Here is a 24,865-nt window from a genome sequence, read left to right on the forward strand (position 1 = left end):
AGTTAGTTTTCTATATCGTATTGGTAATAATGGTTTTCACTGTCGGTCAGCTGGCTGTAGATCTGGTTGCCAGGTCCATTTGGCTCCATACTTTTCAAGTAAGTCAAAGCTAGCTTGAGGTCCCATACTTCCGGCTTTATAGTCATGAAGTGGGGCGCCATTTTCAGCCCAGAGCTCTTCGATACGGTCAATCAATTTCCAAGAAGCACTTACCTCATCCCAGTGGCTAAAGTTGGTAGAGTTGTTATTCAAGACATCGTAGATTAATTTCTCGTAAGGATCTGGTGAGGCCCCGGTAGCAGTAGCATCTGTACGATAATCCAGAGAGCTTGGTGCCAGGTTAAATTCTTCACCTACTTGCTTACCATTTAGGCTGAGTGAGAAGCCTTCTGTTGGTTGGATATAGATGGTCAAGATATTTGGTGCCAAAGGCTCACCAAAGATAGAGTCCATTTGCTTAAAGACGATATTGACATGAGTGCCTTTTTCTGTCAGGCGTTTACCAGTACGGAAGAAGAAAGGAACACCACGGAAGCGATCGCTATCTACAAAGAAGGCACCAGATGCGAAAGTTTCTGTTGTGGATTCAGGATCGACATTTGGTTCGCTTCGATAGGAAATGTATTTCATGCCATCGATTTTACCAGAGCGATATTGACCACGAATAAACTGTTCTTTCAATTCTTCCTCAGTTGGATGATAGAGGTTTTTAAAGACTTTTATCTTTTCAGCACGAATCTCATCCTTTGTAAAGCTAGCTGGTTTGTCCATGGCTAGAAGAGAGAGGAGTTGGAGTGTATGGTTTTGCACCATATCACGAAGGGCACCAGATTGATCATAGTAGCCACCACGTTCTTCTACACCCAAGCGCTCTGCAAAGGTAATCTGAACATTATCGATGTGTTCGCGATTCCAAACATTCTCAAAAATCATGTTGGCAAAACGAATAGCAAAGATACTCTGAATCATCTCTTTACCTAGGTAATGGTCGATACGGTAGATTTGCTCCTCATCAAAGGCCGCAAGGAGATCTTCATTGAGTTTGCTAGCTGTTTCGTAGTCTGTACCAAATGGTTTCTCAACGATCAAGCGCTCAAAACCTTTGCCATCGACAATGTTTTCAGATTTGAGGTGTTTGGCAATGGTTCCGAAGAACTGTGGTGCCATGGACAAGAAGAAGAGCTTATTGTGTTCAGCTTGGTATTTTTCGTTGAGCTCAGCTTGTAATTGGCGCAAAGCAATATAATGTTCCGTATCATTCACATCATGGCTTTGATAGTAGAAATGGCTAGCAAATTCCTGAGCTTGCTCGGTACTATCTGCCAAATCAAGGATAGACTCGACAACTACAGATTCAAAATATTCCTTACTCCAAGGTCTACGAGCTGTTCCGATAACAGCAAAATGCTCAGAGAGATTGCCTGATTTATAGAGTCTGAAAAGGGAAGGGTAGAGTTTGCGTTTAGCTAAATCTCCACTCGCACCGAAAATTGTAACAATAACCTTTGATGACATCTAGCTACCTAATTTCTATATTTTTTCCTAGTTGGACTAGGGATGAGATTTCCTCATTATCATAGTTTTTATTTTATCATAATTTTCAAAAAAAACAAAAAATCCAATACGCAATTAAAAAAGTGTAAGGAGAACCTCACACTTTCGTTTTATACGTTTAAGACCTTGTCTAAAAATTCTTTTAGACGAGGGTGTTGCGGATTATCAAAGATTTGATCTGGAGTTCCATCTTCCAGGAATTCACCATCAGCCGTAAAGATAACACGGTTGGCTACCTGACGAGCAAATCCCATCTCATGGGTTACGATAATCATAGTCATGCCTTGTTCCGCCAATTCCTTCATAACATTCAGTACATCTCCAACCATCTCAGGATCCAGAGCGGAAGTTGGCTCATCAAAGAGCATGATATCAGGATTCATGGCAAGTCCACGAGCGATAGCTACACGCTGTTTCTGACCACCTGAAAGGCTATCTGGGTTGGCATTAGCTTTATCTGCTAGTCCAACCTTTTCAAGCAACTCCATCCCCAATTTTTCAGCTTCTTCTTTGGTCATCCGTTTGTGTTCAATAGGAGCAAAAGTGATATTTTCTAGGACGGACATGTGAGGGAAGAGGTTGAAATGTTGGAAGACCATTCCCACGTTTTCACGAACATGGTCGACATTGGTTGATTTTTCAGTCAGATCATAACCATTTACTGTGATGTGGCCACTCGTTACCTCTTCGAGGAGGTTAAGGCTACGGAGGAATGTGGATTTACCAGAACCGGAAGGACCGATGATACAAACAACATCTCCTTCATAAAACTTAGTAGTAATACCTTTTAAAACTTCGTTTTTTCCATAGTACTTATGCAAATCATTTACATCAATTTTTAGTTTTGCCATTAACGAATCCTCTTTTCTAAGCGTTTCGCTAGTCTAGTCAAAAGCGTGATAATTACAAGATAGAAGATAGCAAGGATTGCATACATCTTGAAACTTTGGTAGTTACGGGCGATGATGATCTTACCAGTTTGGAAGAGTTCCACCAAACCGATAGCAGAGACGATGGTTGTATCTTTAAGAGCGATAACGAATTGGTTGACAAAGTTTGGCAACATCAATTTAGTCGCTTGTGGCAAGATTATCTTACGCATGGTTTTTCCATAAGAGATACCAAGACTGCGACTGGCTTCCATTTGCCCAACTGGAACAGCTTGAATCCCACCACGAACGATTTCAGCGATATAAGCTGCCGCATTGAGTGAGAGGGCGATAGTACCAGCTACAAAGTCATTGATTGGACTTTGTTGGCCTGTAATCGACTCGATGAAGTTTGGAATACCCCAGAAGATGAAGGCTGCAAGAATCATCAATGGAATACCTCGGATAACGTCAACGAAAATCTCAGAGATTAGACGAAGAGATTTGTATGGGCTAACACTAAACATACCAAAGATAATACCGATGACAATGGCAATTGCAAATGAAATAAGCGCTAGAGCAAGAGTGATTCCAAGTCCACTAAGAAGTTGTTTGTAGTTGTTTTGAAGCAAGCCCCAGATAGTTGTTTCGTCAACCGTACTTGTAGAGTCAGTTGAAGTTTCGCTAGCTAGATACTTGTCAAGAATCTTTTGGAATTCTCCGTTAGCTTTGAGGTTAGCAAGTCCATTATTGAACATCTGGATCAATTCTGGGTTTGTTCCTTTTTTAACCGCAAAGGCTGTTTCACCGATTGGAGTTCCAGCGATTGGAGTTTTCAATTTTTGACCTTGGCTGATAGAATATTTGAGAACTGGCTCATCATCCATCACGGCATCGATAGCCCCAGTGTTCAAACTGTCATACATAGATGCGCCATCTGCAAAAGTTTTAATCTTGTAACCGTATTTGCTTTGGTTTTCCGTAAGGAATGTTTGAGAAGCCGTCCCGTTTTTAACACCAACGGTTTTATCCTTGAGGTCCTCATAAGAAGCGATAGTGCTTGATTCTTTTACACCGAGAATGGTATTAGCTGTGTAGTAGGAATCTGAGAAGTCAAATGTAGCTTTACGAGCATCCGTAACAGACATTCCAGCGATAATACCATCTGCTTGTCCTGCTTGAACAGCGCTAATAGCTGCGTCAAATCCAGGATTAGTAATTTCAATCTCAAATCCTTGATCCTTGGCAATAGCCTTGATCAAGTCCATATCAATACCAGTGTACTCGTTGCTTGAATCTTGAAATACGAAGGGAGCAAAAGATGAATCACTTGCAATAACATACTTAGATTTAACTGTGTCAGCTTTTACTACTCCTAGTGAGAAAATGGGAAATAAAATTAGCAAAAATGCTAGGATTTTTTTCTTCATTTTTAGTCTCCTTTCCGAATATTTTCCCATTATAACAGAAAATATTTCAGAAGGCAAATTTTAAGACTTTTTATGTAAGAAGATATAACATGGATTTATAACCCTGATAAATTCAGAGATAAAGAATCTAGTGGAATTTATGGTAAAATAGAAGGATAGAAAAATGCAGACGAGGCGATCATGATAAATCGAATTACAGATAATAAATTTAAACTAGTATCAAAATACCAACCTTCAGGAGATCAACCCCAAGCGATTGAACAGTTGGTTGATAATATCGAGGGTGGAGAAAAAGCTCAGATTCTGATGGGGGCGACTGGTACTGGGAAGACCTATACCATGAGTCAGGTCATTTCCAAAGTCAATAAACCAACTCTGGTCATTGCTCATAACAAGACTCTTGCTGGTCAGCTCTATGGAGAATTTAAGGAATTTTTCCCTGAAAATGCAGTCGAGTACTTCGTATCTTACTACGATTATTACCAACCAGAGGCCTATGTCCCTTCTAGCGATACCTACATTGAGAAGGATAGTTCCGTCAATGACGAGATTGATAAGCTTCGCCACTCAGCGACTTCAGCCCTTTTGGAGCGTAATGACGTCATTGTCGTGGCTTCAGTCTCTTGTATCTATGGTTTGGGTTCGCCAAAGGAATATGCTGATAGTGTCGTTAGTCTCCGTCCAGGTCTGGAGATTTCTCGTGACAAACTCTTGAATGACTTGGTGGATATTCAGTTTGAACGCAATGATATTGATTTCCAACGGGGAAGATTTCGCGTTCGAGGGGATGTGGTGGAGATTTTCCCAGCTTCCCGTGATGAACACGCTTTTCGAGTAGAGTTTTTCGGAGACGAAATCGACCGTATCCGTGAAGTTGAGGCTTTGACAGGTCAGGTATTGGGAGAAGTCGATCATTTGGCGATTTTCCCTGCCACTCACTTTGTGACCAATGACGACCACATGGAAGTTGCGATTGCCAAGATTCAGGCAGAATTAGAAGAGCAGTTAGCCATATTTGAGAAGGAAGGCAAACTGCTAGAAGCCCAGCGTTTGAAGCAGCGGACAGAGTATGATATTGAAATGTTGCGTGAGATGGGTTATACCAATGGGGTCGAAAACTATTCTCGTCACATGGATGGTCGTAGCGAAGGAGAGCCTCCTTATACGCTTCTTGATTTCTTCCCAGATGATTTCTTGATCATGATTGATGAAAGTCACATGACCATGGGGCAAATCAAAGGTATGTACAATGGAGACCGTTCGCGTAAGGAAATGCTGGTTAATTATGGTTTCCGTTTGCCGTCTGCCTTAGATAATCGTCCTCTCCGTCGGGAGGAGTTTGAAAGCCATGTACACCAGATTGTTTACGTTTCAGCGACACCAGGTGACTATGAAAATGAACAGACGGAGACAGTGATTGAGCAAATCATTCGTCCGACAGGTCTTTTGGACCCTGAAGTGGAAGTCCGTCCGACTATGGGACAGATTGATGACCTCCTAGGTGAAATCAATGCCCGTGTTGAAAAGAATGAACGGACCTTTATCACCACTTTGACTAAGAAAATGGCTGAAGACTTAACCGACTACTTCAAGGAAATGGGCATCAAGGTTAAGTACATGCACTCGGACATTAAGACCTTGGAGCGGACGGAGATTATCCGTGACCTACGTTTGGGTGTTTTTGATGTTTTGGTCGGAATCAACCTGCTCCGCGAAGGGATTGACGTTCCCGAGGTAAGCTTGGTTGCTATTCTAGATGCTGACAAGGAAGGATTCCTCCGTAACGAGCGTGGACTCATCCAGACCATTGGACGTGCCGCCCGTAACAGTGAAGGTCATGTCATCATGTATGCTGATACCATGACTCAGTCTATGCAACGTGCTATCGATGAAACTGCCCGCCGTCGGAAAATCCAGATGGCCTATAATGAAGAACACGGTATTGTGCCTCAGACAATCAAGAAAGAAATCCGTGACCTGATTGCTGTGACCAAGGCAGTTGCTAAGGAAGAGGACAAGGAAGTCGATATCAATAGCCTCAATAAACAAGAGCGCAAGGAACTCGTCAAAAAACTGGAAAAACAAATGCAAGAAGCTGTCGAAGTGCTTGACTTTGAACTGGCAGCTCAGATTCGTGATATGATGTTGGAAGTCAAGGCGTTGGATTAGATAGGAGAAAACGAATGAAAATTTTAGTCATCAATGGACATCCTGACAAGGGAAGTTTCTGTCAAGAAATTTTTCAAACGATTGTAGAAAATATTGACTCAAATCATCATGAGCTTGAATCTATTAACCTAAATGAGATAGATTTTGATCCTGTATTACGTTATGGTTATCGAAAACGGATGGAAGAGGACCCCTTCATACTTCGATCTCAGGAATTAATTCAGTGGGCAGATCATTTCATTTTTGTTTATCCAATTTGGTGGAGTAGTATGCCTAGTTTATTGAAGGGGTGGATTGATCGTGTTTTCACGCCAGGAATTGCATACTCTGCCAATAATCAAGGAAGTTTTATTTGGAACTACTTAAGAGGTCAGCAGTTTAAAAAGTTACTAAAAGGAAAAACAGCCAGTATTTACGCAACATCAATGGCACCAACATGGTGGTACAAAGTATTTTCAGGTCCTATCAATATCCCAGACAGTTATGGAATATCAGTATTAAAGAATGCTGTCCTGAATCATTGTGGAATCAAAACAAAGAAAGTTTCAATTTTAGGCGAGTTAGGACGTGAGGTAAACACAAGTTCAACAAGACAAAAATATCTGCAAAAAGTTGCTGTGGAAGTCAAGGCGTTGGATTAGGAAAAAGTATGGTTTATTTAAGAAAACTAATTGAAGAAGATTTAGTGTCTTTGTGGGAAATTGCTTATTCACAATCTAATCCAATTTGGAAGCAGTATGATGCTCCCTATTATGACGATTATCAGCATTTTCCTAATTTTCAAGAATTTAAACTACAAAAATCAGAATCTACTCTAAACAACTCAAATCGCCTTGGTATTTTTGTTGATGATAAATTAGTTGGGACTGTTTCGCGCTACTGGGTATGTAAACAAACAAGATGGATGGAATTGGGAATTTGTATTTATGATAACAAATTTTGGAACTCTGGAATTGGAAAAGCTGCTATGCTACAGTGGATAGATCGGACATTTCAGGATTACTTGGAGTTGGAGCATCTTGGTTTGACAACTTGGTCAGGAAATTTTGGTATGATGAAATTGGCTGAGAAATTAAGAATGAAAAAAGAAGCTCATATTCCAAAAGTTCGTTATTATCAAGGTGTTTATTATGATAGTATTAAATACGGCATTTTGAGAGAAGAATGGGAGGAAGCAAATGGTCATCACTGTCAAACAGATGGAAACTCCTGAAGAGATAGAAGGTAAGTCCCTCGTTCATTGGCAGACGTGGAGAGAGGCTTATGATGACCTTTTACCTGCAGAATTTCAGGAGACGATGACATTAGAAAGATGTCGATTCTTTAGTCAAAAATATCCAGAAAATACATTGATCGCGATGGATGGCATGAAGGTAGTTGGTTTTATCAGTTATGGAAACTTTCGTGATGAGACTATTCAAGCTGGCGAAATTATTGCCTTATATGTTTTAAAAGACTATTATGGAAAAGGTATTGCTCAGAAGTTAATGAAGGAAGCTCTGACGACTCTTGAACAGTTCTCTGAAATATTTTTATAGGTATTAAAAGAGAATAAGCGTGCGATTGCATTCTATCAAAAAATGGTTTTTTCTTTTGATAGGCAAGAAAAAATACTTGACCTTGGAAATCCTATCACTGAAATTAGAATGGTACGTAAGAAATCCTCAAAATCTGAGAGTTAAATACTGATAGAATTGCGATTTTGTTTTCAGATTACGCAATGAACAAACAATCATGTTTTAGATTATATTTTAAATAGAGGGAAGTTATTATGAATTTGAAAGAGAAGAAGTCATCGAGCTTAGATTCTGTTCGTTTTTGGTTACAAGGGCATCGATTTGTCAAATTTATGCTTGATATTATCTTTTATATCATCTTGTTCCTAGTTATAGAATTCACAACATCACAGAACAAAAGCCTTCCAGCTGATTTTCGGTACAGAGAGCTTTTATTTCCCTTGCAATTAAATCTTTTTATTTTGGGTAATAGGTTCTATGCTCTCTTTTTGTCAGTGAAAACTGAAAAAGAAAGGACTCTTAAAAGATTTTGTGAACCCTTTATTTATATCAATATCCTTAGCTTCATTTTTCAACTGATTGGTGTGAGAAAAAGAGGAAGAGTCGTTCTGTCACCTTTGTTTTCACTGGAGTCATCCTATATCTGGTTTCCTATTGTCATCTACCTTCTAGTCTTGATGTTAACTTTGGCAATCTTCTTTCTCTCTAAAGGTTCAAAAAAAGGAGTAGATGAAGATGAAGATGAGTAGACAAATGAAGTACAAGACAAAAGAAAAGTCTTCTTGGACTAAGAGGATTTTTCTTTGGATGGAAAGGCACAGAAGGATTGGTCAACTTTTGGATACGAGTGTATTATTTGGATCTATGTTTGTATCATTTCTTGCTGCCTCTTACATCAGTTATCCATTACCGAACATGAACTATCTTTCCCCCTTAAGCTTCAATCTTATCCTTCTGATCTTATCAACCTATTTCCTTGTCTTTCGTTTTAGTAGTGATAAACTTCAGAAATGGCGTTACTTTTCATGGGGATTTATTGGGTTCAATGGTCTTCTTTTTCCCTTTCATCTCTTGGTAGGTCTGAATTGGCTAGGACGTCGTAAGTCAACGAATTTCCCCCCTATAATTTCTATGGATCCGGCCTATGTCTGGGCTCCTATTGTAAGTTATCTCTTTTTCTTTTTCTTGGGGCTGGGCATTCTGCTTTTGATTATACGGATAGAAAAGAGAAGAAGGAGGCGTAAATGGAACGAAAGATTAAGAGAAAAAAGAAGGTCAAACAACAGGACAGAAAAATGAGAAAAATCCATAAAAAGTATTCTTTGGTAGCTCACGTCCAATTGTGGCTGGAAAGACATTCAAAGATTGCTTCTTTTATGGATGGTGGTATAATATTATTATCTATTTTTGGTATCATGTATGTGTTGTTCGGGACGTCACTTATCCCGAAACCATATCAAGAAATGTCCTATGTCTTGCCAATTATTATGAATTTTGTCTTTTTGGTTCACACATTCTATCAAGGTATTTTTAGAGATGGTTTTAGCAACAAGGCTTCAGTACAAGGATTTTAAAAAACTTTTCTATTCATAAACGGACCTATTTTTCTCCTCCACTTACTTGTTGGGGTGAAAGGGAGAAATGTTAAAAAAATTCCTTCCCTATTATCGATCGATTATCGCTACATCTGGCTCCCGATTGCTACCTATCTAATCTTTTTCTTCATTCCAGCGATATTAATGGTCATTTTGAAATATAAGGACAAAAAGAGGAAAAATCATGAAAAAAGAAAATCGAATTAAGTTATTTTCATTTAAAACACTCTATTTGGCTTTGCTGACTTTTGTGATCCTTCATTTGATCTTGTTGGTTTTTGGCCTATCCTTTACGCCAATTTTGTGGAATAGTTGGTTTTTCATTCTTTGTTTGACCTTCTTAATCTATCCATGGAGAATCTTTTATAGAACAAGAGATTTTCAATGGTATCACCTTATTTTTCAAGTATTTAGTGGATTAGTGGCACTTTATCTTTGGTTTGCAGCATTTTTTGCTTTGTCTATTATGTCGGATTTAGTCATCCCTATCAATATAGACTATCATATACAAGATAAAGAAATCATCATTTCTAGAGGTTTTTTGGCTCGTACTACTTATGAACATCACGAGTTGATTAATCCATTCATCATGAAATCTGATATCAAGTTCGAAAAAGGCATATAACAACTTAGAAAGCGAGCAAATCTATGTCCCGTGCGCAAGCAACCATTTTAACCAACATCTGTCTAATCGAAGATCTAGAAAATAAGCGAGTAGTCATGCAATATCGCTCTCCTGAAAACAATCGCTGGTCTGGCTATGCCTTTCCAGGAGGACATGTTGAGAACGGCGAGGCCTTTGCCGAGTCTGTCATTCGTGAGATTTATGAAGAAACAGGTCTAACGATTAAGAATCCACAACTGGTCGGTATTAAAAATTGGCCCTTAGATACAGGTGGGCGCTACATCGTTTTTTGTTATAAGGCGACAGAGTTTACTGGAAGTCTCCAATCCTCAGAGGAAGGAGAAGTATCTTGGGTGCAAAAAGACCAGATTCCAAACTTGGAACTGGCCTATGATATGCTGCCTTTGATGGAAATGATGGAAGCACCTGACAAGTCTGAATTTTTCTACCGACATCGTACAGAGGACGGCTGGGAGAAAGAAATTTTTTAGTTCTATGATTAGTTGGTAGGTGTTATTCTTTAAAGGTAGGTACTGAAATATAGGCTAAGTATGCGGTGTAAGTCAACTGAATACTTCTAAGTTTCTTATTATTCTTTTCTATCTATATTTTGAACAATCTCCACCTTCCATTCTGAAATCGGAGATTGTTTTATTTTATGGTATAATCTTAAAATGTGAAAGGAAGTACCAGAAAATGGATGATAAAGTAATTGAACAATATGCAAAACAAGATAATCTTGATATTAGAGTAAACATACATAAGAAGTATTCAAAAAATAAATTAGGATTTAACAATTGGATATTTTCCAACTACCAAATTACTGATGAAGTAAAAATTCTAGAATTGGGATGTGGTACAGGAGAACTGTGGAAAAGTAACAGTGATTCTATAGATAAAATGAAGCAGTTGGTTATTACAGATTTTTCTAAAGATATGGTGAAAACAACGAAGTCAGTGATTGGAAATCGAGACAATGTCAACTATGAAATAATGGATATTCAAAAGATTTCTTTTGAGAATGAAACGTTTGATATTGTTATTGCTAATATGCTTCTACATCATGTAAATGATATTCATAAAGCGCTCTCTGAGGTGAATAGAGTCTTAAAAACAGGTGGAATTTTTTACTGTGCTACATTTGGTGAAAATGGAGTTGTAGATTATTTGGCAGGCTTATTTAAAGATGAGGTTAATCAAGATTTGGAAAATAAAACTTTTACTTTACAAAATGGCAAAAGTTACCTAAGTAGGTACTTTAACTCTGTCGATATATTGCTCTATGATGATGAGTTACAGGTAACTAGTATAGATGACCTAGTTAAATACATCCAATCCTTTAAAGGAATTTCAGAAATAGGTTCGTTAGAAGAAGAAATAATACGTAAAAGATTGGAAAGTGAGTTTAATAATGGTATGTTGATCATTCCTAAAGAATATGGTATGTTTATCGCTCGAAAGTAAAATTAAGGGAACGAAAGTGTGAAAAATTACGGAGAAGATTTTCAATGTAAAATTAAAGGGATAGTGTTTAGAGCATGTTACAGCTAATTCTCCATATATAAACCTCAAATTTTTAGATTTGGAGAAGTATCTTGGGTACAAAAAGACCAGATTCCTAACTTGGAACTGGCCTATGATATGTTGCCTCTGATGGAAATGATGGAAACACCTGACAAGTCTGAGTTCTTCTATCGCCACCGTGCAGATGATGGCTGGGAGAAAGAAACTTTTTAGTCTTTTACTAAATAACCAAGTTTATCCAAGGCCTCCTCGATATAGTGGAGGTCTTGTTGTGTTTCGGCTTCAACAAGGTGGTAATGGGTGCCATCTGTCAATTCTGAAAGTGGTCTAAAGTCAGAGTTCTCGACTTGTTCTAGAAAATGCTGGACATCTCGACGACAGGTGAGTTTGAGTAGGGTCTCAATTTCTCCATAAACTGGATGGTCAATCAAAGTATTCTGAACACGTCCGCCATTATCTACAATAGCTAGAAGTTCTTGACCGATTTCTTCCATCTCATGTTTGACCTTGAATAGTTTGTGAACGTAAGGACTGGTATTATTTTCTTTATAGATATAGCCACGATTTGTGGATAGGATAGGAGCCCCATCAGCTCGAAGAATGGCTATGTCTTGTACAATGATCTGACGAGTGACATGAAAGTGTTCAGCCAAGGTTTGGCCATTGAGGGCTTTTGGTGCCTCTTTTAAGAGTTTGAGAAGAGCTTGTTTGCGATCCTTTGTCATAGTTTTTCCTTTTAGCGACGTTTTCGAAGCACTTTAAAGACAGCTAGTGCTAATGTATAGTCTACCATACTATGGATAATTGTGCCAAAACCAACTAGGACAAAGAGAACATAAAACATATTTTCAACATTTGTCCCTGAAGTAGCATAAAAGATGATACAAGCTATTACTTCAGCGATAGCATGAACAACACCCAAAACAAAGTTAAAAATCCAAGATGCCTTTGGTTTATCCAAGGTTTCAGGGAATTTCTTTAAGTACAAAGCCCCCAAAGTACCAAAAACAATGTGAGAGAAGGCACGGAGTACAATAACAGGCGGATAGCCAGCCATCAGGAAACCAAGACTAGAAGCAATAATAACAAAAGCTGCCATCAAAGGCGAAAGAAACATGGCGATAAAGATGGGGATATGACTTCCCAAGGTGTAAGAAGCCGGTGGGATAACGATTTTAAAAGGCATAATGATTGGAATCAAAATCGCTATTGCAGTGAGTAGGGCAGTCATAGTCATAAACTGCGTTTTTTTCCGTATATCCATAAGAACCTCCATTTATCTGTATATACACAAGTATATTACAATAAAAAGTCAGCCAAGTCAAGGTCCAATATTGATTTTTAAGACATATTTGGTTAAAATGTGGTAAAGAATTTTTGATTTAGGAGAGAATGTGATGATACTTGTTGTTTACCTAGTTGTGGTAATCGTGATGATGTCAAAGCAGAAAAAAGAAGGGAAAGTTGTCTCAGGTTGGACTCGTTTCATAGTTTATAGTTTATTGGTCCTTTCGTTAATCTCTCTATTAGCAGGTGTTTTGGCTCTTTCACTTGTCTTTAATCCCTTAGTAGGATTTTACTATATGGAAGTTATAGGAATCATGTTAGAAATTGTTCATTTTGTCAATATGATGATTACTTTGGGTTTGATTTTATTGTCGGTAAGTATATACTTGGATAGTCAGAGAAACCAAGAACCAACTCCTCTTTCACATCATGTAGTGAGACTCGGTGTTCACATTCTTTTGATTATTCTCATGCATTAAATATGAAAACTCCACTTTCATTACGAAAGTGGAGTTGTTTTATTTTTTCAAGGTTTGTAAACGTGGGACAATTGCTACTGTTAGAACTGCAGAGATGACAAGCTCAGCAATTGAGTTGGTTGAAATAACGGTTGCTAGGAGTTTTTGGATATTTCCATCGAAGACATTTCCAAAAAGGAAGAAGATTCCCCCAAGTACAAAGACTGTATTTGTAAGTGAACCAAGAGCTCCGGAAATGATGAGACCCGTTCTGTTTTTCAATAGTTTATAAACTAGATAAGGTGTCAGACCAATCAAAACGCGAGGGACAATAGCGATAATCGCAGAATAGATGTTTCCGTTTGGTACAAAAGGTGAGAATAGGTAGCTGGTTGGAAGGATTGTAATCGTGTTAACCGTCAAGCTGAGTAGCCCCATCAAGAAACCGAGTGTAACACCAACTCGTGGGCCGTAAATAATACTTGCAATAATAACAGGAATATGAACGATAGTTGGTTTGATTGGAAATGGGAATAGATTAAATAAGAGTGAGCTCAGAAAGTGAATGACCAACATGGTCGCAAAAAAGATAGCAATCGGAGCAATATTAGAGCGTTTTTTCATTGAGTGTTTCCTTTATTCTTTCTAAAATAATATCCAGGTCTGCCAAAGCTCCCCTTCCGTAGTCACCACATGCAAGTAAGGATTCTTTTGGAGAGATGAGCTTGTAACCATATGTTTCTAAAGTTTTAAGGTTTGTCTGAGTTGCCGGATGGTCATACATCTTTGTATTCATGGCCGGAGCTAAGAGTTTAGGGATGTGTCTTGGTAGGGCAAGAGCGGTACTGGTCACCATATTATCCGCAAAACCGTGCGCAAGTTTGGCAATGGTATTAGCAGTAGCAGGGACAACGATAAAAAGGTCTGTTTCTTTTCCTCTTTCGATATGATTGACTTGATTAGGATAGGGTTCCTGCATGACATCAAGGTGAACTGGATTCTGTGAGAGTACCTGTAGTGTCAAAGGCTGGATAAACTCTCTTGCCGCCTCGGTCATTAAGACAGTGACATCATGGCCTTGTTTTTTCAAGGAACTGACGAGGTCAGCTGTTTTATAGGAGGCTATGGAACCTGTCACTGCGATTAGAATGTTTGCCATGGCTTTCCTTTCTATGAATCGTAAGCATGAATTTTCTCAAGGAGAAGTTCTGCAATTTCTTCTTTGGTTTGAACGGTTTGAAGACGATCTTTCTCAACAAAGATTGCCCGATGCTGATATGCTGAGATTTGAGTCAGGTCATTTGCGATGATTAAGTCAGCCTGGTTCTTGACAAGACTCTGTCTAGCAACTTCAATAAGATGATCCTCAGTAACATCAACCAACAGTTTGAAACCAATCAGATGAATAGAAGGATTCCACTCTTTGACTAGGGAGATAATCTTGGGTGTTTTTTTCAAAAATAAAACCTGCACCTCATCAGTTGAAGAAATCTTAGCTTCTTTATTTTTCTTATCTAATAATTCTTCCAGATTAGAACTCGTCTTAACTTCATCTAGTCCAGTCATATAAACAGGAGTGTAGTCAGAAACTGCCATCGAATGAATCAAGACTTGATACTCCTTGACACGTTCTTGCATCACAACAAGAAGGTCGTTGGTATTGTTAATTTCTCGAATGCTTAGGTTGGGATGAGTTTCTGGCTTCAGAGCTCGTTTTGTCGTTATCAAACAAACTTCATGCCCCGCAGCAAGTAAGGTTTCGGTGATGATTTTCCCCAAGCGACCTGTGGAATGGTTCGTAATAGAGCGGACACTATCGATAGCTTCACTGGTACCGCCCGATGTGACTAAAATTTTCATAGCACTATTGTACACAAAAATAAACAGTAAGTAAAATGAAATCGATAATTTTTTGATAAAAACGAAGATACTTGTATAGTCTAAAGCTATAAAAGCATATAAAATTTTAAAAAGCGCTATTATATCCCATAAAATATTGATATTTACGAACATTAACGAGCCTAATGAGTGTTAAAAATCTCATTTTGTGTTATAATGAGTTATCATATTAGATGTTAGAGGAGTTTGCTATGAAAACAGATATTGAAATCGCACAGAGTATTGAGTTGAAGCCAATCGTGGATGTTGTGGAGAAACTTGGGATTTCTTACGATGATTTGGAGTTGTATGGAAAGTACAAGGCTAAGCTCAGCTTTGATAAAATTCGAGCAGTTGAGAGCAATCCAGTTGGGAAATTGATCTTGGTTACTGCCATCAACCCAACACCTGCTGGTGAAGGGAAGTCAACCATTACTATTGGTCTTGCAGATGCCTTAAACAAAATCGGCAAGAAAACCATGATTGCCATTCGCGAACCGTCACTTGGTCCAGTAATGGGGATTAAAGGTGGTGCTGCTGGTGGTGGTTATGCCCAAGTGTTGCCAATGGAAGACATCAACCTCCACTTTACTGGGGATATGCATGCCATTACAACTGCCAACAACGCCCTTTCTGCTTTAATTGACAATCACTTGCACCAAGGAAATGAGCTGGGAATTGACCAACGTCGTATTATTTGGAAGCGTGTTGTGGACTTGAACGATCGCGCTCTGCGCCATGTGACCGTTGGACTTGGTGGCCCTCTAAATGGTATTCCACGGGAGGATGGTTTTGATATTACAGTTGCTTCTGAAATCATGGCGATTTTGTGCTTGGCGACGGACATTGAGGACTTGAAATGCCGTTTGGCTAATATCGTTATCGGCTATCGCTATGATCGTACACCTGTTTCTGTAGGTGATTTGAAGGTTGAAGGTGCCTTAGCTTTGATCTTGAAGGATGCTATTAAACCGAACTTGGTTCAGACAATTTATGGTACACCTGCCTTTGTACATGGTGGTCCATTTGCCAACATTGCTCATGGATGTAACTCTGTTTTAGCAACAAGCACAGCCCTTCGCTTGGCTGATTATACTGTTACTGAAGCTGGTTTTGGTGCAGACCTTGGCGCTGAGAAATTCCTTGATATCAAGACACCAAACTTGCCAACTTCTCCAGATGCGGTAGTCATCGTTGCAACCCTTCGTGCCCTCAAGATGAATGGTGGTGTGGCTAAAGATGCTTTGACAGAGGAAAATGTTGAGGCAGTTCGTGCAGGTTTTGCTAACTTGAAACGCCACGTTGAGAACATCCGTAAATTTGGAGTGCCTGCAGTCGTCGCTATTAACGAATTTGTTTCTGATACAGAAGCTGAAATCGCAGCCTTGAAAGAACTCTGTGCTTCTATTGATGTGCCAGTTGAGTTGGCTAGTGTCTGGGCCAATGGCGCGGAAGGTGGAGTAGCGCTTTCCGAAACGGTTGTTCAGACTATTGCTGAAAATCCATCCAACTATACTCGCCTTTATGACAACAACCTTTCTGTTCAAGAAAAGATCGAAAAGATTGTTACTGAAATCTATCGCGGTAGCAAAGTCAACTTTGAGAAGAAAGCTCAAACGCAAATTGCCCAAATCGTTCAGAATGGTTGGGACAAATTGCCAATCTGTATGGCGAAAACTCAATACAGTTTCTCAGACAATCCAAATGCACTTGGAGCGCCAGAGAACTTTGAAATTACCATTCGTGAATTGGTACCAAAATTAGGGGCTGGCTTTATCGTTGCCCTTACTGGTGATGTCATGACCATGCCAGGACTTCCAAAACGACCTGCAGCTCTCAATATGGATGTTGAAAGCGACGGAACCGTTCTAGGCTTGTTCTAAGATTTAGATGATATTAAAAGAGTTTGGAAATGCTATCCAAGCTCTTTTTCCTGTCAAAGAATAACCTCAACTTCATTTGAAAAATACATGTATTGTAAGCACTGATGAAAATTTGGCTTATCAAAGTGTTCTCTGTAAAGTTTCTATTTTACCTGATTTCTGATATAATAGAAACATTGACTTCAAGAGTAAGGAAGAGAAGATGAACGTATTATTGAATGGAATGAATGACCGTCAGGCTGAGGCGGTGCAAACGACAGAAGGGCCCTTGTTAATCATGGCGGGGGCTGGTTCTGGGAAGACCCGAGTTTTGACCCATCGTATTGCTTATTTGATTGATGAAAAGATGGTCAATCCTTGGAATATCTTGGCCATTACCTTTACCAACAAGGCTGCGCGTGAGATGAAAGAGCGTGCTTATGGTCTTAATCCAGCTACTCAGGACTGTCTGATTGCGACTTTTCACTCCATGTGTGTTCGTATTCTGCGTCGTGATGCAGATCATATCGGCTACAATCGTAATTTCACTATTGTAGATCCTGGTGAACAACGTACACTTATGAAACGCATTCTCAAGCAGTTAAACTTGGATCCGAAAAAATGGAATGAGCGGACAATCTTGGGAAGCATTTCCAATGCTAAGAATGACCTAATTGATGATGTGGCTTATGCTGCTCAAGCTGGTGATATGTATACGCAAATCGTAGCTCAATGTTATACAGCTTATCAAAAGGAGCTTCGTCAGTCTGAGTCCGTTGACTTTGATGATTTGATTATGCTGACCTTGCGTCTCTTTGATCAAAATCCTGACGTCTTGACTTACTATCAGCAGAAGTTCCAGTACATTCATGTTGATGAGTACCAAGACACCAACCATGCCCAGTATCAATTGGTCAAACTCTTGGCTTCACGCTTTAAAAACATCTGTGTGGTCGGTGATGCGGACCAGTCTATCTACGGTTGGCGTGGGGCTGATATGCAGAATATCTTGGATTTTGAGAAAGATTACCCTAACGCCAAGGTCGTTTTGTTAGAGGAAAATTATCGTTCGACAAAAAACATTCTCCAAGCAGCCAATGACGTCATTAAAAATAATAAAAATCGTCGTCCTAAGAATCTCTGGACTCAGAATGCTGATGGGGATCAGATTATTTACTATCGTGCCAATGACGAACAAGATGAGGCTGTTTTTGTAGCCAAAACCATTGATGAACTTGGTCGTAGCCAAAACTTTCTTCACAAAGACTTTGCAGTTCTTTATCGGACTAATGCGCAATCTCGTACTATTGAGGAGGCCCTGCTTAAGTCCAATATTCCTTATACTATGGTTGGTGGGACCAAGTTCTACAGCCGTAAGGAAATCCGTGACATTATCGCCTACCTCAATCTCATTGCTAATCTGAGTGACAATATCAGTTTTGAGCGCATTATCAACGAGCCGAAACGTGGAATTGGGCCAGGAACCGTTGAGAAAATTCGCGACTTTGCTAACCTACAAGAGCTGTCCATGCTAGATGCTTCAGCCAATATCATGTTATCTGGCATCAAAGGGAAAGCAGCCCAGTCTATCTGGGATTTTGCCAATATGATTTTGGATTTGCGAGAGCAACTGGATCAATTAAGCATTACAGAATTGGTTGAGGCAGTTCTTGAAAAAACAGGTTATGTCGAGATTCTTAATACCCAAGCAACCTTAGAAAGCAAGGCTCGGGTTGAGAATATCGAAGAGTTCCTATCTGTTACAAAGAATTTTGACGACAATCCTGATAGTCAAGAAGAAGAAACAGGTTTGGATAAACTCAGTCGTTTCTTGAATGACTTAGCCTTGATTGCGGATACGGATTCAGGCAGTCAGGAGACATCTGAAGTAACCTTGATGACCTTGCATGCTGCTAAGGGGCTTGAGTTTCCAGTCGTCTTTATCATCGGAATGGAGGAAAATGTCTTTCCTCTTAGTCGAGCAGCTGAGGATCCTGATGAGCTGGAAGAAGAGCGCCGTTTGGCCTATGTCGGTATTACGCGTGCTGAAAAAATCCTCTATCTAACCAATGCCAACTCTCGATTACTGTTTGGGAAGACCAACTATAACCGTCCAACACGTTTCATCAATGAAATCAGTTCGGACTTGCTTGAATATCAAGGCTTGGCTCGACCAGCTAACACCAGTTTCAAGGCTTCTTATAGCAGTGGTGGGATTGCTTTCGGTCAGGGTATGAGCCTAGCTCAGGCCCTTCAAGAACGAAAACGCAAGGCTGCACCAAGCTCTATCCAGTCAAGTAGTCTCCCGTTTGGACAATATACAGCTGGAAATAAAACTGATACGAGCGATACCAACTGGTCTATTGGGGATATTGCCCTTCACAAGAAGTGGGGAGAGGGAACAGTCCTTGAAGTTTCGGGTAGTGGTGCTACGCAGGAACTGAAAATCAATTTCCCAGAAGTAGGGCTGAAAAAACTCCTAGCCAGTGTGGCACCAATTGAGAAAAAAATCTAATTTTCCATCCTTCTCACGAATAATAAAGTGAGGAGGATTTTTATGTACAGCATTTCTTTCCAAGAAGATTCACTTTTGCCTAGAGAAAGACTGGTTAAAGAAGGAGTAGAGGCACTGAGCAATCAAGAATTGCTAGCTATACTACTCAGAACCGGAACGCGTCAGGCAAATGTTTTTGAGATTTCCCAGAAAGTCTTGAACAGTTTGACCAGTCTAACTGATTTGAAAAAAATGACCCTGCAGGAACTGCAGAGTCTGTCTGGTATTGGACGCATTAAAGCTATTGAACTACAAGCAGTGATTGAACTAGGAAATCGTATTCACAAGCATGAAACCCTTGAGATGGAAAGTATTCTCAGCAGTCAAAAGCTAGCTAAAAAAATGCAACAGGAACTTGGTGATAAAAAACAAGAGCACCTAGTGGCGCTCTATCTCAATACTCAAAATCAAATCATTCATCAGCAGACCATCTTTATCGGATCCGCGACACGTAGCATTGCTGAACCGAGGGAAATCCTTCACTATGCCATCAAGCATATGGCGACTTCTGTTATTTTAGTCCACAATCATCCTTCAGGTGCAGTAGCACCTAGCCGAAATGATGACCATGTAACCAAGTTAGTCAAGGAAGCCTGTGAACTAATGGGACTGGTGTTTCTGGATCATCTGATTGTCTCTCACTCTGATTACTTTAGTTACCGTGAAAAGACTGATCTGATTTAAAGTTCATTAACAACATAGTCAAATAGTGTTTTATCCTTGGGGCGATTTTCAAATAGAAATTCTGGATGCCATTGGACACCAAGAAATGGGATGTCATCTATTGTTACGACTGCCTCGATAATCTTATCCTTGGGATCATAGGCCACAACCTTTAAATTTGGAGCCAAATCCTTGATACTCTGATGGTGGAAGGAGTTAATATGAGAGATTTCTCCGTAGATTTCTCTGAGGATGGTATCTGGTTCAGTAAGGAGACGCTGGGTAGTGTACTCAGCGGAACAATCCTGCCAATGATCTTCGATATCTTGATGAAGTGTGCCTCCCATGGCAACATTAAAAAGCTGGGTCCCACGACAAACAGAAAAAATCGGTTTTTTCTGCTGGATAGCTTCTTTGATAAGAGCTAGTTCAAAGATATCCCTTTGTAAATGGTAGTCATCGCTGTCAATTATTTTTGGCTCACCATAGAATTTTGGATCGACATTTTGCCCACCAGTTAGGATGAGTTTATCAATCATGCTAATATAGTGATGTGCCATTTCTTGGTCACCAATCGGAAGGATAATGGGAATTCCGCCAGCGTCCTTGACTCCTTCAACAAAGCCTTTTGCTGCATAGCTCATCATGATGTCATCATCTGGATGAGCTTTTTCATTTCCTGTAATCCCAATAACAGGTTTATTCATAAATGATTTCGCTTTCTAATCCTCTTTCCGCATAAAATAGAGGAGGGTTTGGAGTTCACTTGTCAAATCGACGTACTGAACGACCACATCTTTTGGAAGGTGCAAGTGGACAGGAGAAAAACTGAGAATGCCTTTTACACCAGCATCTACCAAGAGGTTGGCTACTTCTTGGGATTTGACACTTGGAACAGTTAGGATAGCAGTTTTAACGTCTGCGTCCTTAATCTTTTCCTTGATTTGAGATATACCATAGATGGGAATCCCGTCAGCAGTCTCAGTACCGACTTCAGGATGGTCATCCAGGTCAAAGGCCATGATAATCTTCATTTTGTTGCGCTCGTGGAAGCGGTAGTGGAGAAGGGCATGCCCCATATTACCAATCCCAACCAACATAACATTGGTGATGGAGTTATCATTTAGGAGGTCAGCAAAAAACGTCATGAGTTTTTTAACATCATAACCAAATCCACGTCTTCCTAGTTCACCAAAGTAGGAAAAATCACGACGGACGGTCGCCGAATCGATACCGATAGCCTCTGCAATTTGTTTAGAGTTGGCACGTTCGATTTTTTCTGCATGAAATCTCTTGAAAATTCGATAGTAAAGTGAGAGTCTTTTTGCTGTTGCTTTTGGAATAGCAGACTGTTTTTCTTTCACAAAATCACAACCTTTCTATTCTTCTATTTTATAGAATCATTGTGAAAAAATCAACAAAAATAAGAAAAAACTAAGAAAATTCTTAGTTTTTATCTAAAAAATGAACTTGTGATAGAAATCGATAGAGATCTCCGACTAATCCTCGGTAGATCACTTTATCATGAAAGGTTAACGAGGTTACCAGGAATGTATCTGGTAGGGTCACGCATCCTGATAGGGATAACATGAGCTCATCGTAGTCGGTATATTCAAGTATGCGCTCAATTTGGTAACTATCTAAATAGGTGAGACGATACATGAGGTCTTATCTTTCCTCTTTAGTGAAAATCCCACGTTCCACAAGACTATCCATGAGGAAGTAGAATTTTTCTTGGTGGATATGGTGATCATCTGATTTAAAGATATTGACCAAACGAAGACCGGACTTATCAGTAATGTTGAGTTTAACACCTGTAAGGTCTTTATTGATGATGATTTTTAGGTTGAAACCTTCACCACTATTAGGTACTTTCTCAAGTAGACGAGTCAGTTCGTAGTTTCCTACTTTTGTTTCAAAGAAAGTATTGTCTTTCAGTGTGAACTTTTTAACAGTTGGACTAAGTGTGTAGTTGTAGCGACAGTTTTGTAGTTTAATGGTTTTTTCGAATGCCATTAGTTTAATCTCCAATAATATTTTTTAAGGTTTGTGCGAGTTGTTTCAGTTCTTCCTCAGTATTGAGAGGAGAGAGACTGATACGGACAGATTCTTTTAAACGAGGCGAATCGGGTCCATAGAAAGCTTCGAGTACATGACTGGTTTGCACAATACCAGCAGTACAAGCGGAACCAGTTGAAATTGAAATTCCCTCAAGGTCTAACCGAAGTAAAAGCAAATCATTTTTCTGACCAGGAAAACCGATATTTAAAACATAAGGCAGTTGGTTGCGACTTTCATTGAGATAGTAGTCTAAATCGGCAATCTCTTCTAGAAAAACTGTTTTAAGGGAACTTAGTTTTTGGTAATAATCAACTTGATAATCCAGATCTTCTTTGAGAGCAGCAACCATACCTACAATGGCTGCAAGGTTTTCTGTTCCAGCCCGTTTTTTTTGCTCTTGGTCCCCACCGTGAAAGTAGGAATCAAAGTCCATAGATGAAGCGTAGAGGAAACCAACTCCTTTTGGACCATGGAACTTGTGAGCAGAAGCACTGAGGAAATCAATTCCTAATTCCTCAGGATGGATAGGAATTTTCCCGATAGCTTGAACAGCGTCTACATGATAAGCAGCAGGATGGTCTTTTAAAATATGTCCAATCTCAGCAATAGGCAAGAGACTCCCTGTTTCATTATTAGCATACATAGTTGAAACGAGGATGGTATCGTCACGTAAAGCTTCTTGAATCTGTTGGGCAGCGATTTCTTGATTTTCTGGTTGGATGATGGTCGCTTCAAAGCCAAAATGTTGAACCAGATAATCAATGGTCTCAAGGACAGAATGGTGTTCAATAGCTGTTGTGATGATATGTTTGCCACGTTCCTGATGACGGAGACAATAGCCGATAATGGCAGTATTGTTACTTTCTGTACCACCAGACGTGAAAAAGATATGTTGAGGTTTGGTTCCAAGTAAGTGAGCCAAGTCTTGACGAGCTTCACGGAGCAGTTTACCAGCATGGCGACCATGACTATGAATACTTGACGGATTACCATGGGTTTCTTGCATGACCTTGGTCATTTCTGCGATAGCTACAGCTGACATAGGTGTAGTTGCAGCATTGTCCAAATAAATCAAAGAATCACCTTATTTCTTTTTGTTGTAGGCAAAGAGTGGGCTGACTGGTTTTCTTTCGTGAATACGGATGATAGCATCACCGAGCAATTCGCTAGCAGTAATGTAACATACATTTTTAGGAGTTCTTTCTTTTGTTGCTACAGAGTCTGTTACAAGGATTTCTTTAATGTTAGTTGCGTCTAGAAGTTCAGCAGCACCTTCTACAAAGAGGCCGTGACTAGAAACCGCATAGATTTCAGTTGCCCCTTCGCGTTCAACGATTTTTGCTGCTTCAGAGAAAGTACGACCAGTGTTTAGGATATCGTCAATCAGGATGGCTTTCTTACCTTCAACATCCCCAATGATATAGCCCTCACTTCGTTCTGAGTCATCTTGAGCATAGTCAATGATAGCGATTGGAGCATCCAAGTATTCAGCTAAGCTACGAGCACGTTTAACACCAGAGTTCTTTGGACTAACCACAACGACATCAGAACCAAGAAGACCTTTGTCGCAGTAGTGTTTAGCAAATAGAGGAATTGTATAAAGATTGTCCACAGGAATGTCGAAGAAACCTTGTACCTGTACAGCATGGAGATCGAGAGTTAGAACACGGTCAACCCCAGCTTTTACTAACATATTTGAAACCAATTTAGCTGTCAGTGGTTCACGTGAAGAAGCGATACGATCCTGACGCGCATAGCCAAAGTAAGGAAGGACGACGTTGATACTATGAGCACTGGCGCGAACACAGGCATCAACCATAATCAATAATTCCATCAAGTGGTTGCTAACTGGGTAGCTTGTTGATTGAATGATATAGACGTCATACCCACGAACACTCTCTTCGATATTGACTTGGATTTCACCATCAGAAAATTGACGTGAAGATAATTTTCCAAGAGGGACACCAACAGTATCAGCAATCTTTTGAGCGATTTCTGGGTTAGAGTTTAGGGTGAAAAGTTTCATGTTGTTTCTATCTGACATTATAGACCGTCCTCTGTAAACTTTGTGAATCTTCTTTGGAAAAGTTTCTTTTCTTAATGAAGATTCTATTATTTTTATCTTTTCTATTTTACCAAAAAAAGGAGATTATTTCAGCTTTTTTTAATGCTTTTAATAAAACGAATTAATTTTGATGGAGCTTTCTGATAAGTTATCTGATTTTCATCTAAAAATTTCTGAAAATCGGCTTTCCCTTTTTCATGGTCAGTGACTTCAAGCTCCAGTTCATAGTCCGTCTGGTCAAAGTAGTGACTTTTATCTAAGGCCATTAAGCCAATTTCTGTTTTCGTTTCATAACGTAGAGTTGAAAGACAGCCTAGGACAAGCCAGTCATGACTTTCGATACCAATCTTAGCGAGCTTCTCTAGAACGAGCCCTTGAGGTAGTTTTTGTTTTTCTAGGTATGATTCAGCTTCTGGAAGAGTTAGTTTCTGGTTGTATTCCATATTTCCTACAGTTTGAGGTACTTTTAAGGTCAACTCCGCCCAATCTGAAAAGGTGCGAATGCGCATGGCAACCTTCTTTTCACGCAATTGGAAATCTGGCGTGTCAATGTAGTAGTTTTTCTGAAGGACGGGTTGGATATGGGAAAACTGTTTTTTTAGATGATCGTATTCCTCTTTTTTCAGAAGTGTTTTCAATTCTATTTCTAAATGTTTCATTTTTTCAACCTTTTCTATATCTTTGAAAGCGATTTATGGTATAATGGACAATGTATTTATTGTATACGAATGTACTGAAAAAATCAAAGATTTTC

General features: G+C 39.5%; 27 protein-coding genes and 2 pseudogenes. 14 read left to right on the forward strand and 15 right to left on the reverse strand.

Translation table 11 applies throughout. The features are described 5' to 3' along the window. Positions 1-36: 36 nt before the first annotated feature. From zwf to MK409_RS02335, 3 genes are all read right to left on the reverse strand, one after another. A complete protein-coding gene (gene zwf / locus MK409_RS02325; RefSeq protein WP_268705196.1) occupies positions 37-1,515 on the reverse strand; it encodes a glucose-6-phosphate dehydrogenase in 1,479 nt (492 codons plus the stop codon). Between the two features lie 149 nt (positions 1,516-1,664). Next, positions 1,665-2,405: an amino acid ABC transporter ATP-binding protein gene (locus MK409_RS02330; protein WP_001096337.1), complete on the reverse strand. Its 741-nt coding sequence runs from the start codon at positions 2,403-2,405 to the stop codon at positions 1,665-1,667. Then, the gene (locus MK409_RS02335) at positions 2,405-3,853 is read right to left on the reverse strand and encodes an amino acid ABC transporter substrate-binding protein/permease (protein ID WP_268705197.1); all 1,449 of its coding nucleotides are present in this window, start codon (positions 3,851-3,853) and stop codon (positions 2,405-2,407) included. Before MK409_RS02335 ends, MK409_RS02330 begins: the two co-directional genes overlap by 1 nt. A 180-nt stretch (positions 3,854-4,033) precedes the next feature. Between MK409_RS02335 and uvrB the strand changes: the two genes are divergently transcribed. The 10 genes and pseudogenes from uvrB to MK409_RS02385 all read left to right on the forward strand — a co-directional run. Next, positions 4,034-6,022, forward strand: a complete 1,989-nt coding sequence (gene uvrB, locus MK409_RS02340) for an excinuclease ABC subunit UvrB (protein WP_268705198.1) — start codon at positions 4,034-4,036, stop codon at positions 6,020-6,022. A gap of 14 nt (positions 6,023-6,036) precedes the next feature. After that, positions 6,037-6,663 (forward strand): NAD(P)H-dependent oxidoreductase, encoded by a 627-nt coding sequence (locus MK409_RS02345; protein WP_268705199.1) that lies wholly within the window; start codon positions 6,037-6,039, stop codon positions 6,661-6,663. Positions 6,664-6,671: 8 nt separating this feature from the next. After that, complete coding sequence (locus MK409_RS02350; protein ID WP_268705200.1) at positions 6,672-7,235, forward strand: GNAT family N-acetyltransferase; 564 nt, start codon at positions 6,672-6,674, stop codon at positions 7,233-7,235. Continuing rightward, positions 7,201-7,704: pseudogene (locus MK409_RS02355) on the forward strand (GNAT family N-acetyltransferase). Before MK409_RS02350 ends, MK409_RS02355 begins: the two are co-directional and overlap by 35 nt. Before the next feature lie 89 nt (positions 7,705-7,793). Beyond that, complete coding sequence (locus MK409_RS02360; RefSeq protein ID WP_268705201.1) at positions 7,794-8,288, forward strand: hypothetical protein; 495 nt, start codon at positions 7,794-7,796, stop codon at positions 8,286-8,288. Positions 8,289-8,783: 495 nt separating this feature from the next. Continuing rightward, a complete protein-coding gene (locus tag MK409_RS02365) occupies positions 8,784-9,113 on the forward strand; it encodes a hypothetical protein (RefSeq protein ID WP_268705202.1) in 330 nt (109 codons plus the stop codon). Positions 9,114-9,318: 205 nt separating this feature from the next. Beyond that, positions 9,319-9,759, forward strand: a complete 441-nt coding sequence (locus MK409_RS02370) for a hypothetical protein (RefSeq protein ID WP_268705203.1) — start codon at positions 9,319-9,321, stop codon at positions 9,757-9,759. A 23-nt stretch (positions 9,760-9,782) separates the two neighbouring features. Then, positions 9,783-10,250: an 8-oxo-dGTP diphosphatase gene (locus MK409_RS02375; protein ID WP_268705204.1), complete on the forward strand. Its 468-nt coding sequence runs from the start codon at positions 9,783-9,785 to the stop codon at positions 10,248-10,250. A 205-nt stretch (positions 10,251-10,455) separates the two neighbouring features. Continuing rightward, positions 10,456-11,223, forward strand: coding sequence for a class I SAM-dependent methyltransferase (locus tag MK409_RS02380; protein WP_268705205.1), 768 nt, complete (start codon positions 10,456-10,458; stop codon positions 11,221-11,223). A 120-nt stretch (positions 11,224-11,343) separates the two neighbouring features. Further along, positions 11,344-11,496: pseudogene (locus MK409_RS02385) on the forward strand (NUDIX hydrolase); the annotation flags it as partial. Here the strand turns inward: MK409_RS02385 and MK409_RS02390 are convergent. Together MK409_RS02390 and MK409_RS02395 are read right to left on the reverse strand one after the other, a co-directional pair. After that, complete coding sequence (locus MK409_RS02390) at positions 11,493-12,008, reverse strand: transcription repressor NadR (RefSeq protein WP_000159157.1); 516 nt, start codon at positions 12,006-12,008, stop codon at positions 11,493-11,495. The pseudogene MK409_RS02385 and the gene MK409_RS02390 overlap by 4 nt on opposite strands. Positions 12,009-12,019: 11 nt before the next feature. Further along, positions 12,020-12,547, reverse strand: coding sequence for an ECF transporter S component (locus MK409_RS02395; RefSeq protein ID WP_268705206.1), 528 nt, complete (start codon positions 12,545-12,547; stop codon positions 12,020-12,022). Between the two features lie 133 nt (positions 12,548-12,680). Here MK409_RS02395 and MK409_RS02400 point away from each other — a divergent pair, with 133 nt between their 5' ends. Next, positions 12,681-13,049: a hypothetical protein gene (locus MK409_RS02400; RefSeq protein ID WP_268705207.1), complete on the forward strand. Its 369-nt coding sequence runs from the start codon at positions 12,681-12,683 to the stop codon at positions 13,047-13,049. A gap of 39 nt (positions 13,050-13,088) precedes the next feature. Here MK409_RS02400 and MK409_RS02405 read toward each other — a convergent pair whose 3' ends face one another. The 3 genes from MK409_RS02405 to coaB are packed head-to-tail and all read right to left on the reverse strand — an operon-like array spanning position 13,089 to position 14,888. Next, positions 13,089-13,652, reverse strand: coding sequence for an ECF transporter S component (locus tag MK409_RS02405; RefSeq protein WP_268705208.1), 564 nt, complete (start codon positions 13,650-13,652; stop codon positions 13,089-13,091). Next, on the reverse strand, positions 13,636-14,187 hold the full coding sequence (gene coaC / locus MK409_RS02410) for a phosphopantothenoylcysteine decarboxylase (RefSeq protein WP_268705209.1): 552 nt from the start codon (positions 14,185-14,187) through the stop codon (positions 13,636-13,638). Before coaC ends, MK409_RS02405 begins: the two co-directional genes overlap by 17 nt. Positions 14,188-14,198: 11 nt before the next feature. After that, complete coding sequence (coaB, locus tag MK409_RS02415) at positions 14,199-14,888, reverse strand: phosphopantothenate--cysteine ligase (RefSeq protein ID WP_268705210.1); 690 nt, start codon at positions 14,886-14,888, stop codon at positions 14,199-14,201. Positions 14,889-15,118: 230 nt separating this feature from the next. Here coaB and MK409_RS02420 point away from each other — a divergent pair, with 230 nt between their 5' ends. From MK409_RS02420 to radC, 3 genes are all read left to right on the forward strand, one after another. Further along, positions 15,119-16,789 carry a formate--tetrahydrofolate ligase gene (locus tag MK409_RS02420; RefSeq protein ID WP_268705211.1) on the forward strand — a complete coding sequence of 557 codons (1,671 nt, stop codon included), beginning with the start codon at positions 15,119-15,121 and terminating at the stop codon, positions 16,787-16,789. Between the two features lie 202 nt (positions 16,790-16,991). After that, a complete protein-coding gene (gene pcrA / locus MK409_RS02425) occupies positions 16,992-19,283 on the forward strand; it encodes a DNA helicase PcrA (protein WP_268705212.1) in 2,292 nt (763 codons plus the stop codon). A 42-nt stretch (positions 19,284-19,325) separates the two neighbouring features. Then, positions 19,326-20,006: a RadC family protein gene (radC, locus tag MK409_RS02430; protein WP_049537481.1), complete on the forward strand. Its 681-nt coding sequence runs from the start codon at positions 19,326-19,328 to the stop codon at positions 20,004-20,006. Here radC and MK409_RS02435 read toward each other — a convergent pair. The 7 genes from MK409_RS02435 to MK409_RS02465 all read right to left on the reverse strand — a co-directional run bounded on the left by MK409_RS02435 (position 20,003) and on the right by MK409_RS02465 (position 24,770). Then, positions 20,003-20,692 carry a gamma-glutamyl-gamma-aminobutyrate hydrolase family protein gene (locus MK409_RS02435; protein ID WP_268705213.1) on the reverse strand — a complete coding sequence of 230 codons (690 nt, stop codon included), beginning with the start codon at positions 20,690-20,692 and terminating at the stop codon, positions 20,003-20,005. The two genes, radC and MK409_RS02435, sit on opposite strands and share 4 nt — an antisense overlap. Before the next feature lie 15 nt (positions 20,693-20,707). After that, positions 20,708-21,349, reverse strand: a complete 642-nt coding sequence (locus MK409_RS02440; RefSeq protein ID WP_000660646.1) for a redox-sensing transcriptional repressor Rex — start codon at positions 21,347-21,349, stop codon at positions 20,708-20,710. An 82-nt stretch (positions 21,350-21,431) separates the two neighbouring features. Next, the gene (locus MK409_RS02445) at positions 21,432-21,647 is read right to left on the reverse strand and encodes a DUF4649 family protein (RefSeq protein WP_268705214.1); all 216 of its coding nucleotides are present in this window, start codon (positions 21,645-21,647) and stop codon (positions 21,432-21,434) included. A 6-nt stretch (positions 21,648-21,653) separates the two neighbouring features. Continuing rightward, entirely contained in the window at positions 21,654-22,001 is a 348-nt protein-coding gene (locus MK409_RS02450; protein WP_268705215.1) for a DUF1831 domain-containing protein, read from the reverse strand. A gap of 4 nt (positions 22,002-22,005) precedes the next feature. Continuing rightward, entirely contained in the window at positions 22,006-23,121 is a 1,116-nt protein-coding gene (locus MK409_RS02455; RefSeq protein ID WP_268705216.1) for a cysteine desulfurase family protein, read from the reverse strand. A gap of 9 nt (positions 23,122-23,130) precedes the next feature. Beyond that, positions 23,131-24,090, reverse strand: coding sequence for a ribose-phosphate diphosphokinase (locus MK409_RS02460; protein WP_001283848.1), 960 nt, complete (start codon positions 24,088-24,090; stop codon positions 23,131-23,133). A gap of 110 nt (positions 24,091-24,200) precedes the next feature. After that, entirely contained in the window at positions 24,201-24,770 is a 570-nt protein-coding gene (locus MK409_RS02465) for a CYTH domain-containing protein (RefSeq protein WP_033629711.1), read from the reverse strand. Positions 24,771-24,865 lie beyond the last annotated feature (95 nt).

It is taken from the genome of Streptococcus oralis (assembly GCF_026782375.1).
GTDB classification, from domain to species: Bacteria; Bacillota; Bacilli; order Lactobacillales; family Streptococcaceae; genus Streptococcus; species Streptococcus oralis_CL.